This window comes from Kitasatospora sp. NPDC004289, from assembly GCF_053602875.1.
Genome location: NZ_JBSGEL010000007.1, coordinates 21,600 through 38,429, shown reverse-complemented (window position 1 = coordinate 38,429; position 16,830 = coordinate 21,600). Strand labels below are relative to the sequence as shown.

16 protein-coding genes are annotated in these 16,830 nt (G+C 72.9%); 7 read left to right on the top strand and 9 right to left on the bottom strand.

From position 1 onward, the window contains the following. Window positions 1–14: 14 nt before the first annotated feature. On the bottom strand, window positions 15–380 hold the full coding sequence (locus ACWEPF_RS06435; protein ID WP_452171655.1) for a hypothetical protein: 366 nt from the start codon (window positions 378–380) through the stop codon (window positions 15–17). A gap of 155 nt (window positions 381–535) precedes the next feature. On the opposite strand from ACWEPF_RS06435, the gene ACWEPF_RS06430 reads away from it, so the two are divergent. Continuing rightward, window positions 536–1,024, top strand: coding sequence for a cupin domain-containing protein (locus tag ACWEPF_RS06430; protein ID WP_452171654.1), 489 nt, complete (start codon window positions 536–538; stop codon window positions 1,022–1,024). Between the two features lie 58 nt (window positions 1,025–1,082). Here ACWEPF_RS06430 and ACWEPF_RS06425 read toward each other — a convergent pair whose 3' ends face one another. Continuing rightward, on the bottom strand, window positions 1,083–2,846 hold the full coding sequence (locus ACWEPF_RS06425; RefSeq protein WP_452171653.1) for a hypothetical protein: 1,764 nt from the start codon (window positions 2,844–2,846) through the stop codon (window positions 1,083–1,085). A 192-nt stretch (window positions 2,847–3,038) separates the two neighbouring features. Continuing rightward, window positions 3,039–4,463, bottom strand: a complete 1,425-nt coding sequence (locus ACWEPF_RS06420) for a lipase maturation factor family protein (RefSeq protein WP_452171652.1) — start codon at window positions 4,461–4,463, stop codon at window positions 3,039–3,041. A gap of 250 nt (window positions 4,464–4,713) precedes the next feature. Here ACWEPF_RS06420 and ACWEPF_RS06415 point away from each other — a divergent pair, with 250 nt between their 5' ends. Together ACWEPF_RS06415 and ACWEPF_RS06410 are read left to right on the top strand one after the other, a co-directional pair. After that, the gene (locus ACWEPF_RS06415) at window positions 4,714–5,673 is read left to right on the top strand and encodes an EamA family transporter (RefSeq protein ID WP_452171651.1); all 960 of its coding nucleotides are present in this window, start codon (window positions 4,714–4,716) and stop codon (window positions 5,671–5,673) included. A gap of 217 nt (window positions 5,674–5,890) precedes the next feature. Beyond that, complete coding sequence (locus tag ACWEPF_RS06410; RefSeq protein ID WP_452171650.1) at window positions 5,891–6,973, top strand: sugar ABC transporter substrate-binding protein; 1,083 nt, start codon at window positions 5,891–5,893, stop codon at window positions 6,971–6,973. A gap of 80 nt (window positions 6,974–7,053) precedes the next feature. On the opposite strand, the gene ACWEPF_RS06405 is transcribed toward ACWEPF_RS06410, so the two are convergent. Together ACWEPF_RS06405 and ACWEPF_RS06400 are read right to left on the bottom strand one after the other, a co-directional pair. Beyond that, complete coding sequence (locus ACWEPF_RS06405; RefSeq protein WP_452171649.1) at window positions 7,054–7,581, bottom strand: hypothetical protein; 528 nt, start codon at window positions 7,579–7,581, stop codon at window positions 7,054–7,056. A gap of 53 nt (window positions 7,582–7,634) precedes the next feature. After that, entirely contained in the window at window positions 7,635–8,585 is a 951-nt protein-coding gene (locus tag ACWEPF_RS06400; RefSeq protein WP_452171648.1) for a DMT family transporter, read from the bottom strand. On the opposite strand from ACWEPF_RS06400, the gene ACWEPF_RS06395 reads away from it, so the two are divergent. Next, window positions 8,584–10,023 (top strand): aminotransferase-like domain-containing protein, encoded by a 1,440-nt coding sequence (locus tag ACWEPF_RS06395; RefSeq protein WP_452171647.1) that lies wholly within the window; start codon window positions 8,584–8,586, stop codon window positions 10,021–10,023. The genes ACWEPF_RS06400 and ACWEPF_RS06395 overlap by 2 nt on opposite strands. Window positions 10,024–10,066: 43 nt before the next feature. On the opposite strand, the gene ACWEPF_RS06390 is transcribed toward ACWEPF_RS06395, so the two are convergent. Further along, entirely contained in the window at window positions 10,067–10,849 is a 783-nt protein-coding gene (locus ACWEPF_RS06390; protein WP_452171646.1) for a hypothetical protein, read from the bottom strand. A 77-nt stretch (window positions 10,850–10,926) separates the two neighbouring features. Between ACWEPF_RS06390 and ACWEPF_RS06385 the strand changes: the two genes are divergently transcribed. Next, window positions 10,927–11,805 carry an Fpg/Nei family DNA glycosylase gene (locus ACWEPF_RS06385; protein WP_452171645.1) on the top strand — a complete coding sequence of 293 codons (879 nt, stop codon included), beginning with the start codon at window positions 10,927–10,929 and terminating at the stop codon, window positions 11,803–11,805. Here ACWEPF_RS06385 and ACWEPF_RS06380 read toward each other — a convergent pair. Together ACWEPF_RS06380 and ACWEPF_RS06375 are read right to left on the bottom strand one after the other, a co-directional pair. Then, window positions 11,798–12,085, bottom strand: coding sequence for a putative quinol monooxygenase (locus tag ACWEPF_RS06380; protein WP_452171644.1), 288 nt, complete (start codon window positions 12,083–12,085; stop codon window positions 11,798–11,800). The genes ACWEPF_RS06385 and ACWEPF_RS06380 overlap by 8 nt on opposite strands. A 7-nt stretch (window positions 12,086–12,092) precedes the next feature. Continuing rightward, window positions 12,093–13,136, bottom strand: coding sequence for an NAD(P)-dependent alcohol dehydrogenase (locus ACWEPF_RS06375; RefSeq protein WP_449798653.1), 1,044 nt, complete (start codon window positions 13,134–13,136; stop codon window positions 12,093–12,095). Window positions 13,137–13,294: 158 nt separating this feature from the next. On the opposite strand from ACWEPF_RS06375, the gene ACWEPF_RS06370 reads away from it, so the two are divergent. Beyond that, entirely contained in the window at window positions 13,295–14,131 is an 837-nt protein-coding gene (locus ACWEPF_RS06370; protein ID WP_380150543.1) for a helix-turn-helix transcriptional regulator, read from the top strand. A 72-nt stretch (window positions 14,132–14,203) separates the two neighbouring features. Here ACWEPF_RS06370 and ACWEPF_RS06365 read toward each other — a convergent pair whose 3' ends face one another. Further along, window positions 14,204–15,550: a M14 family metallopeptidase gene (locus tag ACWEPF_RS06365; protein WP_452171643.1), complete on the bottom strand. Its 1,347-nt coding sequence runs from the start codon at window positions 15,548–15,550 to the stop codon at window positions 14,204–14,206. Between the two features lie 201 nt (window positions 15,551–15,751). On the opposite strand from ACWEPF_RS06365, the gene ACWEPF_RS06360 reads away from it, so the two are divergent. Further along, the gene (locus tag ACWEPF_RS06360) at window positions 15,752–16,786 is read left to right on the top strand and encodes a phosphatidylinositol-specific phospholipase C domain-containing protein (protein ID WP_452171642.1); all 1,035 of its coding nucleotides are present in this window, start codon (window positions 15,752–15,754) and stop codon (window positions 16,784–16,786) included. Window positions 16,787–16,830: the final 44 nt, after the last annotated feature.

The window sequence follows — 16,830 nt, the reverse complement described above, 5'->3', positions numbered from 1 at the left end:
AGCGGGGGGAGGGTTCAGAGCCAGAGGACCAGGACGGCGAGCACGCCTCCGAGGACGGCCGGCACCCAGCGGGGCTTCTCGCTCGCCTGCCGGGCGGCCAGCACCAGGAACATCCCGGCGGGCACCAGGGTGAGCCCTCCCGAGAAGGTGAACCCCACGCCCAGGAAGGCGGCCAGGATGCCGACGATCGCCGAGAGGACGCGGAACAGCCATCGGTCGCGGCAGATCTGGGGCAGCAGGGTGAGCACCCCGAACAGGGCCGCCAGCTTGTCGAGGTCGATGTCGTCCCTGGAGAGACCCTCCACGAATGCGGCGGCGCAGGTCACGGAGGCCAGGGCAGCCAGCACGCGCGGCGACAGACGGACCGGATCAGTTGTCATCGTTCCCCCCACGAACTCTCTTGAACGTGTTCAAAGTCTAGCAGTTCCCGAAATGGCCCAAGGGATCAGGTGATCGAATGGACCAGATGCTTGGGCCGCTTGCGCCGTAGGCTGATCATCGAAGCAAGCGAGAACCGCACGAGGGGGAACCACACATGACCGAGAACCACGACGTCGTCCTGGTCCGCGCCGCCGCCGCCGAGGTGCTGACCGACGCACCCGGCAGCCTGATCACCCTGTTCGCCGACTCCGCCACCACCGGCGGCAAGGTGACCAGCAACCGGGCCACCTTCGAGAAGGGCGCGACCGGCGCCCCGCCGCACTTCCACACCCGGGCCACCGAGTTCTTCTTCGGTCTGGACGGCGAGCTGGACGTGCTGCTCGACAACCGCATCGAGACCCTGCGGCAGGGCGACTTCCTCGCCGTCCCGGCCGGCACCAGGCACGCCTTCGCCCCCGCCGCCGGCTCCACCGCCGACGTGCTGGTCCTCTTCACCCCGGGCATGGACCGCTTCGACTACTACCGCCTGCTGGACCGGGTCAACAAGGGCGAGGCCAGCTGGCAGGAGATCCGCGAGTCGGGCGAGCACTACGACAACCACTACGTCGAGAGCGAGGTCTGGCAGGCCCGTACCGGGCGCTGAACGTGCGGAACCCCCTGGACCCGTCGGGTCCAGGGGGTTCCGCACGTGTGACTGCGGGTCAGGAACGGACCTCGGCGACGGCCGGGGCCAGCGCCTCCTTCAGGCGGGGGCCGACCCGGGAGAAGCCGAGCTCCTTGACGGCGGCGCGGAGCAGCTCGTCCTCGCTGCGCTCCGTGCCGTCGGTGTCCAACCACCGGACCAGGGCGACCAGTTCGGCGGGCTCGTAGGCGGTCACGGCGCGGCCGGCGGTGATCGCGGGCTTCTTCGGACGCCGCGCCTTCTTCTCCGGCGCGGCGGCCTCCGGCTCCTCGGCGACCTCGGCCACGACGGGCTCCGGCTCGACCGCCGGCACGGCCTCCTCGACCACGACGACCTCGGGCTGGGGCTCGACCACGGCCGCGGCCACCGGCTCCTCGGCGACCGGCTCCGGCGCGACCTCGGGCTCAGCCTCCGTCAGCGCCTCGGTCACGGGCTCGAGTTCGGCCTCGACCTCAGGCTCGACCACGGGCTCGACCTCGGCCACGGGCTCCGGCTCGACGATCGGCTCGGCCTCAACCTCAGCCACCGGCTCGACCTCGACCACGGGCTCGACCTCGACCACGGGCTCCGGCTCGACGATCGGCTCGGCCTCAACCTCAGCCACCGGCTCAACCTCGACCACGGGCTCGACCTCGACCACGGGCTCCGGCTCAACGATCGGCTCGGCCTCAACCTCAGCCACCGGCTCAACCTCGACCACGGGCTCCGGCTCAACGATCGGCTCGGCCTCAACCTCAGCCACCGGCTCAACCTCGACCACGGGCTCGACCTCAACCTCGGGCTCGGCCACCGGCTCCTCCGCCACGGCCTCCACGACCGCCGGAGCCGGCTCCGCCTCCCGGGGACCGGCCGCGAGGACCTGGATGGCCTCCGCCTCGGTCGCCGTGCCGTGCAGCCGGTCGTACGCCGCGAGCGCCGCGTCCCGGTCGGCCTGACGGTCCGCCAGCTCGCCCAGCAGGTCGAGCAGCTCCGGCTCCGCCGCGAGCAGCGAGGCGCGCAGGGCGCGGAGCGCGGGCAGCCGGTAGAGGGTGCCCTCGTCGGCGGCCAACCGGTCGACCAGGTCGGCGAGTTCGCCCAGCGGGAGGGCGTCCAGCGGGTAGTCGGGGAGCAGCGCGCCGAGGGCGCGGGCGGCCTGGCCGAGCTCCTCGACGGTCTGGGCGAGGGTGGTCAGCCGGGCCGGGTCGGCGACCGGGGCCGGACGGCCGACGGCGCCGGCCGAGGCCCACTCGCCCTGGGTGGCGGCGGCGGCCCGGACCGCGTCGAGCAGGTCGGCCCGGCGGGTGCGGCCGTCGACGGCGAGGTTCTTGGCCTGGGCGCGGAGCGCGCGGCGGCGGCCCCAGCCGAGCTTGACGCCCTGCTCGCGGCGCTCCCGCCAGGGGGCGAGAGCGGCGGTGAGCGCGTCCAGGTCGGTGTCGTAGACCTCGGGGCGCAGGGTGGCCGAAGTGCCGTGCGCGCGCTGGAGGATGGCGGTGAGCCTGGTCAGTTCGGCCAGGTTGGCGGGGGTGGCGGCGGTGCCGAGGAGTTCGGCCAGGGCGTCGCGGGTGGCGAGCAGGTCGTGGCTGCGCAGTTCGGCCAGTGCGGTGGAGCCGGCGCGGGCGTCCTCGGGGGTGCGGACGGTTTCGGCGGCGGAGACCCACGGGTTGGTCTCGGCGGCGAGCGAGAGCCCGCCGAGCTCGGCGTAGCGGCCGAGGTCCTCGCGGGCCTCGCCGGAAGGCGCGGCGGTCGCGGAGGAAGAGGTGTCCACCGCCGGGTGGTCGGCGTCGTTCAGGTAGTTCACGGTCATGTGTGAAGTCCGGGTTCGTGGCTGGGCGGACAGGGCGGTGGCGGCGGCGGTCTCCGCCGGCACGGACGAGGGTGCGGGGCGTCCGGTGTGGACGCCAGGATACGGGTGGGCGTTCGAGGCCCGCACGCAACCCGGCCCCAACGCGCCGCGCGCCGGGGCGGTGTGCCCGAGCCGCGCGGGTGTGGTGCGGGTTCAGTGCGGATCGCCGCGCACCTGCGGGAAGTCCGCGAGGGCGACCGGTGGGAGGTACTCGCGCACCAGGGTGCGCTCCCACCAGGCGCCGGTGCCGCGCAGGGTGCGGAGGTCGGTGAAGCGGTAACGGTACAGCCGGGCACGGACGTAGGCGGGTGGCTCGCCCGCGAACGGGTCGTGGCCGAGCAGCCGCAGGGTGTCCCGGTCGGCGGTGAGCAGGCGGTGGACGAACGGGGTGAACCAGGGCCGGGCGTACGCCGGGGAGATGCCGGCGAACCACATCAGCCAGTCCAGCCGCAGGTGGTAGGGCGCGAACTGACGCGGCATCCGCCGCAGATCGCCGGGCTTGCCGCGGAAGCCGTACTCCCGCCAGTCCGCCCCCGGCCCGGGGACGGGCTCCCGCGTGCCCTCGACCACCACCTCGAAGCGGATCCGGTTGACGGAGCCGAACGCCCCGTAGGCGTTCACCAGATGGAGGCGGTCGAACGAACGGTTCATCACCTGACGGTGCGAGAGCAGGTTGCGCGCGGGGCGGTAGCTCAGCACCAGGACCAGGAGGGTGTACGCGGCGACCAGGCCCAGCCACCAGTCCGGCCCGGTCGGGCGGGGGTGCGGGGCGGCCGGGACGGCGGTGCAGGCGATGGCGATGGTGAGCCAGTTGAGCCAGGCGAAGTTGCCGGAGAGCACCAGCCAGAGCTGGGTGACGATGATCAGACCGGCGCAGATCCCGGCCACCGGCCGGGGCAGGAACAGGCCGACCGGGAGGGCGAGTTGCACGACGTGGTTGGCGGCGGCCTCGACCCGGTGCAGCGGGGCGGGCAGGTGGTGGAAGAACCAGCTCAGCGGGCCGGGCATCGGCTGGGTCTCGTGGTGGTAGCGCAGGCAGGTCAGGTCGCGCCAGCAGGCGTCCCCGCGCATCTTGATCAGCCCGGCCCCGAACTCGACCCGGAACAGCAGCCATCGGGCCAGCAGCAGCACCGGGAGCGGGGGTGCGACGCGGTCGTTGCCGAGGAGGGCGGCCAGGACGCCGGCCTCCAGCAGCAGGGACTCCCAGCCGAAGGAGTACCAGGCCTGCCCGACGTTGACGATCGAGAGGTAGAGCAGCCAGAGCACCGCCCAGAGCAGCAGCGCCGCGCCGAGCGGGAGCCGGTCCGCGGCTCCGGCCAGCACGGCGGCGGCGAGGGCGGCCCCGGTCCAGGCGGCGAGGGCGAACGCCCGGTCCGTGTAGTGGAACTGGAACAGGCTGGGTGCCCGGCGCCAGCCCGTCCGGGCCGTGAAGCGGGGCACCGGGAGCATGCCGTGCTCACCGATCAGCGCGCGGAACTGCCGTGCGGCGGCCACGAACCCGAGCAAGTAGACGGCGGCGACCAGCCGTTGGAAAGCCAGCCGCCCGAGCCAGTACTCGGGCGCCGCCACCCACTCCACCCCACCCTCCTCCCGCCGGACCGGTCCCATGACTACCACTCGGGTCCCGTCCCGGCCCCCAGCCCCACCGACGGCGTCAGCCACTCGGCGCACGCCTGGACCCTCCGGCACCGCGAAGGCGGCCGTCCCGGGGGCGCGGGGCACAACCGGCTGGCAGCAAGTCGTCCGAGCTTGGCAGCAAACGAACTCGCGCAGGTGGCGCGGGGTGTGGTGCCATGTGCGGCGACAGCACCAAATCCAGGAGAGGCTCATGACCGCCGCGCCCCAGCAATCCGCGCACTCCGCCAGGACGTCCCCCACCGTCACCCCCACCTCCGCCTCCCCCCTCCGCTCCATCACCCCTGCCGTCTGGGCCGCCCTCGCGGTGGTCTACGTGGTCTGGGGCTCCACCTATCTGGCCATCCGGGTCGTGGTCGAGACCATGCCCCCGTTCCTCTCCGCGACCGCGCGGTTCATACCCGCCGGCCTGCTGCTGCTCGCCCTGGTGGCGGCGAGGAGCGGCACGTCCGCCCTGCGCGTGACGCCCCGCCAACTGGCCTCCGCCGCCCTGGTCGGCCTGATGCTGCTGCTCGGCGGCAACGGCATGGTGGTGCTGGCCGAGCGCGACGTGCCCTCCGGCCTGACCGCGCTGATCATCGCCGTCGTCCCGCTCTGGCTGGTGCTGGCCCGCTGGGCCACCGGGCAGCGCCCGGCCTGGACCACCGTCGCCGGCGTGCTGCTCGGCCTGATCGGCCTGGGGGTGCTCTCCAGCTCCGGTCTGAGCGGCGAGGTGAAGCCGCTGGGCGTCGCGCTGATCCTGCTGGCCACGCTCTCCTGGGCCGGCGGCTCGTTCCTCGCCAAGCGGATCACGATGCCCGCCAACGTCTTCGCCACCAGTGCCTACGAGATGATCGCCGGCGGACTCGGCTGCCTGGCGGTCTCGCTCCTCAAGGGCGAGCCGCAGCGCTTCCACCCCTCCGAGGTCTCCACCGCCTCCTGGCTGGGCCTGGCCTTCCTGGTGGTCTTCGGCTCGATCGTCGCCTTCACCGCCTACGCCTGGCTGCTCCAGGCCGCCCCGCTGCCGCTGGTCGCCACCTACGCCTACGTGAACCCGGTGGTGGCCGTGCTGCTCGGCTGGCTGATCCTCTCCGAGCCGCTCACCCTGCCCGTGCTGCTGGGCGGCGCGATCGTGGTGGCCGCCGTCGTCCTGGTGGTGCGCACCGAACGCTGACGCCGCGTCAGGCCTCCGGGGCCCGCCCACCTTCTCAAGGTGAAGGCGGGCCCTTGGCATATACCGACCAATCGGGCGACTGCCTTCGAGTCCATAACGATTGGAGTCGCGCTCCGTTTCGTAGGGTTTAATTATTGACGGCAAGTCGGCTCACGGGCTTGACTCCCTCAGCACTGCCGCGACGCTGCGGCAGGCAGTCAGGGAGGCACCACCCACCATGAACGCACCACTGCGTCGCACCCTCGTCGGCATGCTCGCGCTGTCGACGGCGCTGACGCTGGCCGCCTGCGGCCAGGACGGCAAGTCGGCCGGTTCGACCGGCAACAAGACCATCGGCCTGCTGCTGCCCGAGCGCTCGTCCTCCACCCGGTACGAGGCCTTCGACAAGCCGCTCATCGAGTCGGCCATCGGCGGCCTGTGCACCAAGTGCGTGGTGGACTACGCCAACGCGGACGGCGACGAGGCGGTGCAGAAGCAGCAGTTCGACGCCCTGCTGGCCAAGGGCGTCAAGGTGGTGCTGCTCGACCCGGTGAACGCCCAGGGCACCGCCCCGTGGGTGGCCGAGGCCACCAAGCGCGGCGTCAAGGTGGTCGCGTACGACCGGCTGGCCGCCGGCAAGGTCGCCGCGTACGTCTCCTTCGACAACCACCGCACCGGCGAACTCCAGGGCCAGGCCCTGGTGGACGCGCTCGGGGCGAAGGCCGCGCAGTCCACCGTGGTGATGATCAACGGCTCCGAGACCGACCCGAACGCCGCGATGTTCAAGGCCGGCGCGCACAAGGTGCTGGACGGCAAGGTCAAGAAGATCGGCTACGAGCAGTCCGGCGAGTGGAAGCCGGAGGTGGCCGCCCAGAAGACCACCGAGGCGGTCAACTCCCTCGGCAAGGACGGCTTCCAGGCCGTCTACTCCGCCAACGACGGCATGGCCACCGCCATCATCGGCCAGCTCAAGGCCGCCGGCGTCAAGAACGTGCCGGTCGGCGGCCAGGACGCCTCGGTCGAGGCGATCCGCCGCCTGCTGACGGGCGAGCAGACCTACACCATCTACAAGCCGTACAAGCCGGAGGCCGACACCGCCGCCTCCATCGCGGTCTACCTGCTCAACGGCATCGACATCACCGGCGTGGCCAGCTCGGTGACCGAGAGCGGCGGCGAGCAGATCCCCTCGATGCTGCTCACCCCGGTCGTGGTCACCAAGGCCAAGATCGCCGAGACCGTGATCGCGGGCGGCCTGTACAAGCGCGAGGACATCTGCGACCCGGAGCACGCCCAGGCCTGCGCCGCCGCCGGCATCAACTGACGCCGAGCCCTACGCCGCACGCCCGACGCCCGCTCAGGGACGGGCCCGCCCTCGGTGGCGGCCCGTCCCGGCGGACGTCCTCAGCGGCCGGCCCTCGGCCGCAACTCCCCGGCGGCCAGCACGAGGGCGGCGATCACCGCGAGCGCCGCGGCCGGAGCGGCCTCCATCGCCCGGGTGTCGGACTCCGCCACCTCCTCGTACTGGGCACGCGTGATCTCCACCTCGCCGCGGGGGCCCTCCGGGGTGGCGCCGTGGGCGTAGTAGTGCCCGCCCCGTGCACTGGCGTCCTGCAGCGCGCCGTCGATCCGGATGCTCGACTCGGTGACCACTCCTGCGGTGACGAACAGCAGCAGCAGACCGCCCAGGACGGTGCGCGGCACGCTCAGCATCGCCCAGCCCAGCTCCTGCCGGTCCGTCGGCCACATGCGGGCCACCCGCACGAACATGGCGACGGCCAGCCCGAGCACCACTCCGAACTCCCCCAGGACCAGCCAGCTGTTCCCGGCCCACGGCTGAAGCCCCGGCAGCCAGGTCAGCACCGCGGCGGCCAACAGCACGACACCGGCGGCGGCGGTCACGCCGGCCTGACGCTCGAACGTCCATCTCATACCCGGCAGCGTGGCACTCATCCGGCCACCACAACAGTGGTTTGCGGCCCCAACTACCCCTTGGTACGCGCCCGTTGCGTGACCGCGATGCAGGCCAGCACGCCGACCGCGGTGACCGGGGCGGCCAGCGGGAGCTCCTCGGAGAGCAGCAGCACGGCCCAGAACAGGGTCAGCAGCGGCTGGGCGAGCTGGAGTTGACTGGCCCGGGGGACGCCGATCTGGGCCATGCCCCGGTACCAGAGCACGAAGCCGCCGAACTGCGAGACGGCCGCGACGTAGGCCAGGCCGGTCAGCGCACAGAACGTCAGGTGGACCGGCTCGGCCGACAGCGCCAGCGCGGTCACCACGGCCATCAGCGGGGCGGCCGCCACCACGGCCCAGCCAATCACCTGCCAGCCCGCCATCTCCCGGGCCAGCCGGCCGCCCTCGGCGTAGCCGACCGCGCAGACCAGCAGCGCCCCGGCCAGGTACAGGTCCGCCAGGCTGAACGCGCCGCCGCTCTGCTGGAGGGTGAAGGCCAGCACCACCGCGGCCCCGCCGAGCGCGGCGCCCCAGAAGGTGCGCGACAGCCGGGTGCGCGAGCGCAGCGCGGCGACGGTGGCGGTGGCCAGCGGGAGCAGGCCGACCACCACGGCGGTGTGCGCGGTGGAGGAGGTCTGCAGCGCCAGCGTGGTCAGCAGCGGGAAGCCGAGCACGCAGCCCAGCGCCACCGCGACCAGCCCGGGCCAGTGCCGGCGGGCGGGCAGCGGGACCCGGCTGAGCTTGAGGCAGACGGCGGCCAAGGCGGCGGCCAGCAGGCCGCGCAGGCCGGTGGCGGTCCAGGGGCCGAAGCCGTCGAGGGCCCAGACGGTGGCCGGGAAGCTGAGCGAGAAGCAGACCACGCCCAGGGCGGCCCGGACGGTGCCGCCCGCCGCCGCAGTGTTCCCGGCAGCGCTCCCCGCAGTGTTCCCGGTACCGCTGACCGCTATCGTGCTGGACTGAATAGCGCTATCGTGTGCTCTCATGCACGAGCGTAGCAGCGTCACCGAACTGGCCGCCATCCTCCGCCACGATCTGGACCGCTACTCTCCAGGTGAGAAGCTGCCGTCCAGCCGGGCCCTGATCGACCGGCACCAGGTGAGCCCGGTGACCGTCTCCCGGGCCATCGCCGCCCTGGCCGCCGAGGGGCTGGTGGTCAGCCGACCGGGCTCCGGGGTGTTCAAGGCCGCCGCCCGCACCGCCACTGCCGCCGAACCCCGGGATGTCTCCTGGCAGGAGGTCGCGCTCTCCGCCGAGCCCTCCCCCGGACCGGACCGCCGTGCCGACGCCACCGGCGTGCTCACCTCGCTCGCCGTCCAGCCGCCCGAGGTGATCGACCTCAACAGCGGCTACCTGCACCCCTCCCTCCAGCCCGAGCGGGCCCTGGCCGCCGCCCTGGCCCGGGCCGGCCGCCGCCCCGGCGCCTGGGGCCGGCCGCCCGTGGAGGGCCTGACCGAGCTGCGTGAGTGGTTCGCCCGGGAGATCGGCGGCCCCGACGGCACCCTGCACGCCTCGGACGTGCTGATCACGGCCGGCGGACAGGGCGCGCTCTCCACCGCCCTGCGCTCCCTGGTCAACCCGGGCGCCCCCATCCTGATCGAGTCGCCCGGCTACCCCGGCACCCTGGCGGCGGCCCGGGCGGCCGGCCTGCGGCCGGTCCCCGTCCCGGTGGACCGGGACGGCGTCCGGCCGGAGCTGCTGGCCGAGGCCTTCGCGGCCAGCGGCGCCCGGGCCTTCGTCTGCCAGCCGCTGTTCCACAACCCGACCGGCGCGGTGCTCGCCGCCGGCCGGCGGGCCGAGGTGCTGCGGATCGCCCGGGCCGCCGGGGCCTTCGTGATCGAGGACGACTTCGCCCGGATGCTGGTGCACGCCGACGCACCGTCACCCGCCGCCCCGCTGGCGGCGGACGACCCGGACGGCGTGGTGGTGCACGTCCGCTCGCTGACCAAGATCACCTCTGCCAGCCTGCGGGTCGGCGCCCTCACCGCGCGCGGGCCCGCCTTCGAACGGCTGCGCGCCGTCCAGGCGGTGGACTCCTTCTTCGTCTCCCGCCCGCTCCAGGAGACCGCCCTCGAACTGGTCGGCGCCCCCGCCTGGGCCCGCCAGCTGCGGACCGTCTCGGCCGCCCTGGCCGAACGCCGCCACACCGCCGCCACCGCCCTCGCCCAGCACCTCCCCGGCCTGCTGCCCGACCCCCTCCCCCAGGGCGGGTACCACCTCTGGCTGCGCCTGCCCGACGGCACCGACGACCGCGAACTCGCCGCCGCCGCCCGCCGCGAGGGCGTCGCCCTCACCCCCGGCCGCCCCTACTTCCCCGCCGAGGCCCCCGCCCCCCACCTCCGCCTCTCCTACGGCGCCGCACCCCACCCCACCGCCCTCACCGAGGGCATCACCCGCCTGGCCCGCGCGCTGCCGCAGGCCTGACGGTGGGTCAGGCAGTGGGTCAGGCAGTGGGTCAGGCGGCGGGTCAGGCAGCCCGCTCGTGCGCCGCCACCGCGTCGCCGACGCCCTTGAGCAGGGGCTCCAGCCGGTCAACGAGCTTCTGGTAGTCGGCGGTCCGGCCGTCGGACCACTGCCCCAGGCCCGCCACCATCGCCCGGCCCGCTCCGCTGAAGGCCTGGACCATCCCGCTGTCCGGGGCGAGGGTGGCCAGTCCCGAGCCCGGCGGCGGCGCCTGGGCCCCGACCTGGTAGTCGTCGAAACGCATGGACAGTTCGGTGGTCAGGTGAAGGGCGTCGACGGGGTCCTTCATGGTGAAGACCGAGAAGTTGAACTGGTTGTTCCCGGCGTCCTTGTAGAGCGCCACGTGCTGCCCCAGGCAGCCCTTGCCCTCCTCGATCATGGCGATCAGCCGGGGGCCGACCGAGTCCGGCTCGGTGCAGCTCTTCAGCGTCACGGCCCCCACCCGGGTGTACACGCCGCCCGCCGGATCCTTGACCTCCTTGGGGAAGGCCACGTCGAGCGCGACCACCGGCCGGGTGGACAGCGGCTTCGCGGAGGCGGACGCGCCGGGGCTCGCCGTGGCCGAGGCGGTCGCGGACGCCGAGGTGGCCGGGGACACCGGGGCACTCGGAGACGCCGGGGCGCTCGGGGACGCCGCGGCGACCGCGGGCTCCTCCTCCGCCTCGGAGGTGCCGGCGAGCCGGAACGCGAAGAAGGTCAGGGCGGCGGCCGCGAGGGCCAGGGCTGCGTTCCGGGGCCAGGCCGGGCGCTTGTGCTGCGGGGACACGGGAGTGGGATCGTTCGTCACCCGCCGACCCTAGTGATCATCAGCGCACCGGCAGGTCACGTCATGATCACCGTTCGATCGCACCTAGGCTGGGCAACATGCCCGAATTGCCGGAAGTGCAGGCCTTGGCCGAGCGGATCGCGGAGTACTCCGCAGGGCGCACCATCGAGCGGGTGGAGGTGTTCTCGGTCCAGGTGCTGAAGACCTTCGACCCGCCGGTGACGGCGCTGAACGGACAGGCCGTCACCTCGGTCGGGCGGCACGGCAAGTTCCTCGACCTGCTGGCCGGGGACGGGCCGCACCTGGTGCTGCACCTGGCCCGGGCCGGCTGGATCCGCCACCGCGCGTCCTTCCCGGCCCCCAAGCCGGGTGCCGGCGGCGGTCGGCCCGGCCGGGGGCCGCTCGCGCTGCGGATCGTGCTGGACGACGGCTCCGGCTTCGACATCACGGAGCAGGGCACCACCAAGCGGCTGGCCGCCTACGTGGTGACGGACCCCCAGCTGGTGCCCGGGGTGGCCCGGCTGGGCACCGACCCGCTCGGGCCGGACTTCACCGAGCAGCGGCTCGCCGAGCTGACCGCCGGTCAGCGGCACCGCCTGAAGACCTTCCTCACCGACCAGACCGTGCTGGCCGGCATCGGCAACGCCTACTCCGACGAGGTCCTGCACGAGGCCCGGCTCTCCCCCTACGCCCTGGCCTCCACCCTCACCCCCGAGCAGCTGACTGCCCTGCACACCGCGATCCGCGAGACCCTCGGCGCGGCGGTGGCCCGGGCGCACGAGACCACCGCCGACGCGCTCAAGGCGGAGAAGAGGGCCGGGATGGCGGTGCACGGCCGGGCCGGCGAACGCTGCCCGCGCTGCGGCGACACCGTACGGTCCGTCAACTTCGCGGACTCCTCGCTGCAGTACTGCCCCACCTGCCAGACCGGCGGCCGGGTGCTGGCCGACCGCCGCCTCTCCCGGCTGCTCAAGTAGCGGGCCCGCGGCCCCCGTACTGGAGCCGGACGGCGGCCGGGCGGGCCAGCAGCCCCGCCGTCCGCCCGGCCGACCAGCGCCGGTGGTGGTCCCAGCTGTCCAGGCAGGCCCACTCCTCGAAGACCGCCATCCGCTCAGGCCGGTTCGGGTCCACGTAGAGCTCGTACGCCAGACAGCCCGGCCACTCCGTGGCCGGCTCCAGCAGCGCCTCCAACTCGGTGCGAAGCCGGTCCTGCTGACCCTCCCGGGCCTGGTAGCGGACCACCACCGTCAGCACCACGACCGGATCAGAACGTCGCGGTGTCGATGACGAAGCGGTACCGCACGTCACCGGCCAGCACCCGGGCGAACGCCTCGTTGATCTGCTCCACCGAGATCACCTCGATCTCGGCGCCCAGCCCGTGCTCGGCGCAGAAGTCCAGCATCTCCTGGGTCTCCGCTATCCCGCCGATCATCGAACCGGCCAGCGAGCGGCGGCCGCCGATCAGCGAGAACAGGTTGAGCGTGATCGGGTCGGCCGGGGCGCCGACGTTCACCAGCGTGCCGTCGGTCTTCAGCAGACCCAGGTAGTCGTCGAAGGGCAGCACGGCCGAGACGGTGCTCACCACCAGGTCGAAGGAGCCCGCCAGTTCGGCGAAGGTGGCCGGGTCGGAGGTGGCCCGGTGGTCGGTGGCGCCGAGCCGGAGGCTGTCCTCCTTCTTGCGCAGGCTCTGGCTGAGCACGGTGACCTCGGCGCCGAGCGCGTGCGCGATCTTCACGCCCATGTGGCCGAGCCCGCCGAGCCCGACGATCGCCACCTTCTTGCCGGGGCCCGCCTGCCAGTGCTTCAGCGGCGAGTAGAGGGTGATGCCGGCGCAGAGCAGCGGGGCGGCCTCGGCCAGGTCGATGCCCTCCGGGATGCGCAGCGCGTAGTTCTCGTCCACCACGATGTGGCTGCTGTAGCCGCCGTAGGCGGGCTGCCCGTCGGAGCTGACCGGGTAGGTCGCGCTCATCCCCTTGAGGCAGTACTGCTCCACCCCGGCCAGGCAGTTGACGCACTCCCGGCAGGAGTCCACGAAGCAGCCGACGCCGACCCGGTCGCCGACCGCGTACCGGGTGACACCGGGGCCGACCTCGGCGACGATCCCGGCGATCTCGTGGCCGGGCACCATCGGGAACGGGGCCTGGCCCCAGTCCTCGTTCACCTGGTGGATGTCGGAGTGGCAGATGCCGGCGTACTTGATCTCGATCAGGACGTCGTGCTCGCCGACCGGGCGGCGCGGCACCGTGGTCCGCTCCAGCGGGGCCTTCGGGGCGGGCGCGGCGTACGCGGGGACGGTGGTGATGCTCATCGGGATGGACCCTCCATGGTCACGGTCTTCCTGTCACCGACCATGCTGCCCGTCCCCCCGCGACTCACCCAGCACCCCGTTCGACCTGGGAACCGTCCAACCTAGGTCTGCGAGAACCACCCTCCGGCACCACACCCACCCACCGTAGGATCGTCCCCATGGGCAACCGAGCAGAACTAGGCACCTTCCTGCGCTCCCGCCGAGCACGGATCAAGCCCGAGGACGCCGGCCTGCGCCAGTACGGCGAGCGCCGCCGCGTGCCCGGCCTGCGCCGCGAGGAGCTGGCCCAGCTGGCCGGGGTCTCCGTCGACTACTACGTCCGCTTCGAGCAGGGCCGCGCGGAGAACGTCTCCGACACCGTGATCGACGCGGTCGCCACGGCGCTGCGCCTCGACCAGTTCGAGCGCCAGCACCTGCTGCACCTGGTCCGCCCCGACCACACCGGCGCCCGCCCCGCCCAGCAGGTCCGCCCCGGGCTCCGCAGGCTCCTCGACTCGATGGCGGACACCCCGGCCTTCGTGCTCGGCCGCCGCACCGACATCCTGGCCTGGAACGAGCCCTTCGCCGCTCTGCTCGACGTCGACCTCGACGCCCTCCCGCCCGCCCGGCGCAACAAGACCTGGCTGGCGTTCTGCCACCCCGTGGTGCGCGAACGGTACGTCAACTGGGAGACCAAGGCCGCCGACCTGGTGGCCCAGCTGCGGATGGACCACGGCCGCCACCAGTGCGACCCGGAGTTCCACGACTTCCTGACCCGGATCTCCGCCGAGAGCGACGACTTCCGGCGGCACTGGGAGGCCCAGGAGGTGCGGGAGAAGAACCACGGCCGCTACCACCTGCGGCACCCGGCGGCCGGGGAGTTCACCCTCGACTACGAGTGCCTGCTGGTCCCGGACGACACGGCCCAGTTCCTGGTCGTCTACACCGCCGAACCGGGGTCACCCTCCGAGGCGGCCCTGCGCCTGGTCAACTCCCGGGTCTCCGCGGCGTCCTGACGTTCCTCCTGACGCCCCGCCGGCCGGGACCCGGGCAGGCCCGGCCGGCGGAGCGAACTCACGGTGCGGTCATCAGGACGCGATGCCGCAGTACTGCTGCTGCTTGCCGATCACCCGGTACATGCAGTCCGCCGTCTCCAGCAGCTTGAGCACCGCGTCCCGGTTCCGGCTGGTCTCCCGGCTGATGACCTCGTCGGGCGGGTAGAAGCCGCCGCCGCCGCTGCCGGTCGGGTACATCTCGAAGGTGTAGGCGAAGATCCGCTGCGCGCCCCACAGCCAGTCGTCGATGGTCCCGTCGGTGATGTAGAGGTCGCTCGACTGCTCGGGGGTGTAGCCGTTGCTGGCCGCCATGGTCTTGCCGAGGGTGGCGAAGGTGTTGCGCTCGTCGGTGGTCATGCCCGGCGCGGTGTCGTTGTACGTCCACCCGAACGGCCAGAGCACCAGCTCGCTGTAGGTGTGGAAGTCGATGGCGGCGGTGATCTGCTGCTTGCCGCCGACGATCCGGCTGCGCACGAAGTCGGAGACCACCTTCACCTCCTTGGCGGACTCCGGCGCGCTGCCCCGGTAGGTCTCGCTGGAGGTGGAGCTCGAACTGCCGCCGCAGCAGCCCCACTTGTAGTCCCAGTTGCGGTTCTGGTCGGTGCCGACGCTGCTGGAGCCGGAGTTGGGCTGCCGGTTCTTGCGCCAGCTGCGGTAGCTCCCGGTGGCGATGTCGTACTCGCCGCCGTCCGGGTTGACGTCCGGCACGATCCAGATCTCGCGACTGTTCACCACGCCCGCGATCCGGCTGTCGGTGGCGTACTTGTCGCCGAACTCGTGCATCAGGTAGAGCGCCATCTCGACGGTGAGGTGCTCGCGGGCGTGCTGGTGGGCGGTGAACAGCACCTCCGGCTCGGCCTCGTCGGTGGCCACGTTGTCGCTGATCTTGATGGCGAACAGGTCGCGGCCCTCGTAGGACTTGCCGATCACCCGCTTGCTCATGATGGCCGGGTACTTGGCCACCAGGGCGTTGATCTCCGCCGTCGCCTCGGCGTAGTTGTGGTACATCGAGTCCTTGCTCGGGAAGTCGTTGATCGTGATGTCCTTCGCGCCCGGGAGCTGCTGGCTCTCCTGGCCCGGAAGGGCGGTCAACTTCCAACCCATGGTGCGCAGTCGGGCCGCCTCGCCCTTGGTGGCCGACACCACCACCGAGCGGGCGTCCACCTCGTCGATCGACACCCCCGTGGCGGCGATCGCCGAGCGGTCGGCCACCGTGCTCGGGCCGTCGACGGCGTACTGGGTGATGGTCTCGTCCGCGACGGAACTCTCGTTCGGCGCAAGGGGTTTGGCGCTGGCGTCGGTGCCGAGCGGCACGGCCAGGGCGAGCGCGAGCAGCGCGGCAGCAGCCACGGCGGGCTTTCCGCGACGGGGCAGTCGCATGACTGTCCTCCTGTGGGGGTCCGGTAGGACGGAATGGAGGGAGGAGCTGCGGCGCGCGCCAGCACGATGGTGAGGCCCTGGCATGCCGGGGTCAAGGCGCCCGTGGCGTACGCTTCCTGCCAACTTCCTTGTCATGTCACCGCGCGTCCACTCCCATGGTCCACCCTGAGCTGCCCTCACCCCTGCTTCCTGGAGAGACCCTTGACGCTCCGTCGGACCGCCGCCGCCCTGCTCGCCGCCGCCACCCTCGCGCTCCTGCCGCACGCCCCGGCCTCCGCCGCCCCCGCCGGCCCGCTCCCCTTCATCGGCGCCACCACGGTCGGCATCCACAACACCTACGACCCGGCCGCCTTCCCCTACCTGGCCAAGGCCCTGGACACCGGCACCTCCCTGATCGAGCTCGACGCCTGGACCGACACCGTCACCACCGAGTGGAAGGTCAGCCACTCCAACCCCCTCGGCAACGCCAACAACTGCGTCGCCGCCACCTCCGCCGCCCAGCTCTACACCGGCTCCGGCAACAAGAACCTCGAACACTGCCTCGACGACATCCGCCTCTGGCTCGGCGCCCACCCCACCTCGGGCCCCCTGGTCGTCAAGCTCGAACTCAAGGGCGGCTTCGCCGCCAACCGCGGCATGGGCCCGGCCCAACTCGACGCCCTGATCGCCGCCCACCTCGGCCCCGCCGTCTTCCGCCCCGCCGACCTCCTGGGCGCCCACCCCACCCTGGACGCCGCCTCCCGCGCCGGCGCCTGGCCCTCCCGCGCCGCCCTCGCCGGCCGCGTCCTGCTGCACGTCATCCCGGGCACCGTCGAGGAGCAGAACCCCTTCGACACCCTGCACACCGACGTCGAGTACGCCCGCCACCTCCGCGACCTGGCCGCCGCCGGCCGCCTCTCCCAGGCCCAGGTCTTCCCCGCCGTCCACGGCGCCGCCACCGGTGACCCCCGCACCAAGTACGCCGACACCACCATCCGCCCCTGGTTCGCCGTCTTCGACGGCGACGCCGCCGCCTACCTCACCAACGGCGCCGACCTCTCCTGGTACGACCGCAATCACTACCTCCTGGTGATGACCGACGCCCACAACGTCGCCCCCGCCATCTCCGCCACCACCCCCACCCCCGACCAGGCCCGCGCCCGCATCACCCAACTCGCCGCCGCCCACGCCTCGATCGCCACCAGCGACTGGCGCACCCTCCCCGACATCCAGTCCCTGGTCCTCCCCCGCGGCTGACGCCCCGGCAGGTGGAGGTCCGATTCTCAAGCCGTGGAAAGGGG

What these genes read in the sequence shown, in the direction of transcription:
- ACWEPF_RS06435 (WP_452171655.1), bottom strand. Translation starts at nt 380, where the DNA reads ATGACAACTGATCCGGTCCGTCTGTCGCCGCGCGTGCTGGCTGCCCTG.
- ACWEPF_RS06430 (WP_452171654.1), top strand. Translation starts at nt 536, where the DNA reads ATGACCGAGAACCACGACGTCGTCCTGGTCCGCGCCGCCGCCGCCGAG.
- ACWEPF_RS06425 (WP_452171653.1), bottom strand. Translation starts at nt 2,846, where the DNA reads ATGACCGTGAACTACCTGAACGACGCCGACCACCCGGCGGTGGACACC.
- ACWEPF_RS06415 (WP_452171651.1), top strand. Translation starts at nt 4,714, where the DNA reads ATGACCGCCGCGCCCCAGCAATCCGCGCACTCCGCCAGGACGTCCCCC.
- ACWEPF_RS06410 (WP_452171650.1), top strand. Translation starts at nt 5,891, where the DNA reads ATGAACGCACCACTGCGTCGCACCCTCGTCGGCATGCTCGCGCTGTCG.
- ACWEPF_RS06405 (WP_452171649.1), bottom strand. Translation starts at nt 7,581, where the DNA reads ATGAGATGGACGTTCGAGCGTCAGGCCGGCGTGACCGCCGCCGCCGGT.
- ACWEPF_RS06395 (WP_452171647.1), top strand. Translation starts at nt 8,584, where the DNA reads ATGCACGAGCGTAGCAGCGTCACCGAACTGGCCGCCATCCTCCGCCAC.
- ACWEPF_RS06400 (WP_452171648.1), bottom strand. Translation starts at nt 8,585, where the DNA reads ATGAGAGCACACGATAGCGCTATTCAGTCCAGCACGATAGCGGTCAGC.
- ACWEPF_RS06385 (WP_452171645.1), top strand. Translation starts at nt 10,927, where the DNA reads ATGCCCGAATTGCCGGAAGTGCAGGCCTTGGCCGAGCGGATCGCGGAG.
- ACWEPF_RS06375 (WP_449798653.1), bottom strand. Translation starts at nt 13,136, where the DNA reads ATGAGCATCACCACCGTCCCCGCGTACGCCGCGCCCGCCCCGAAGGCC.
- ACWEPF_RS06370 (WP_380150543.1), top strand. Translation starts at nt 13,295, where the DNA reads ATGGGCAACCGAGCAGAACTAGGCACCTTCCTGCGCTCCCGCCGAGCA.
- ACWEPF_RS06365 (WP_452171643.1), bottom strand. Translation starts at nt 15,550, where the DNA reads ATGCGACTGCCCCGTCGCGGAAAGCCCGCCGTGGCTGCTGCCGCGCTG.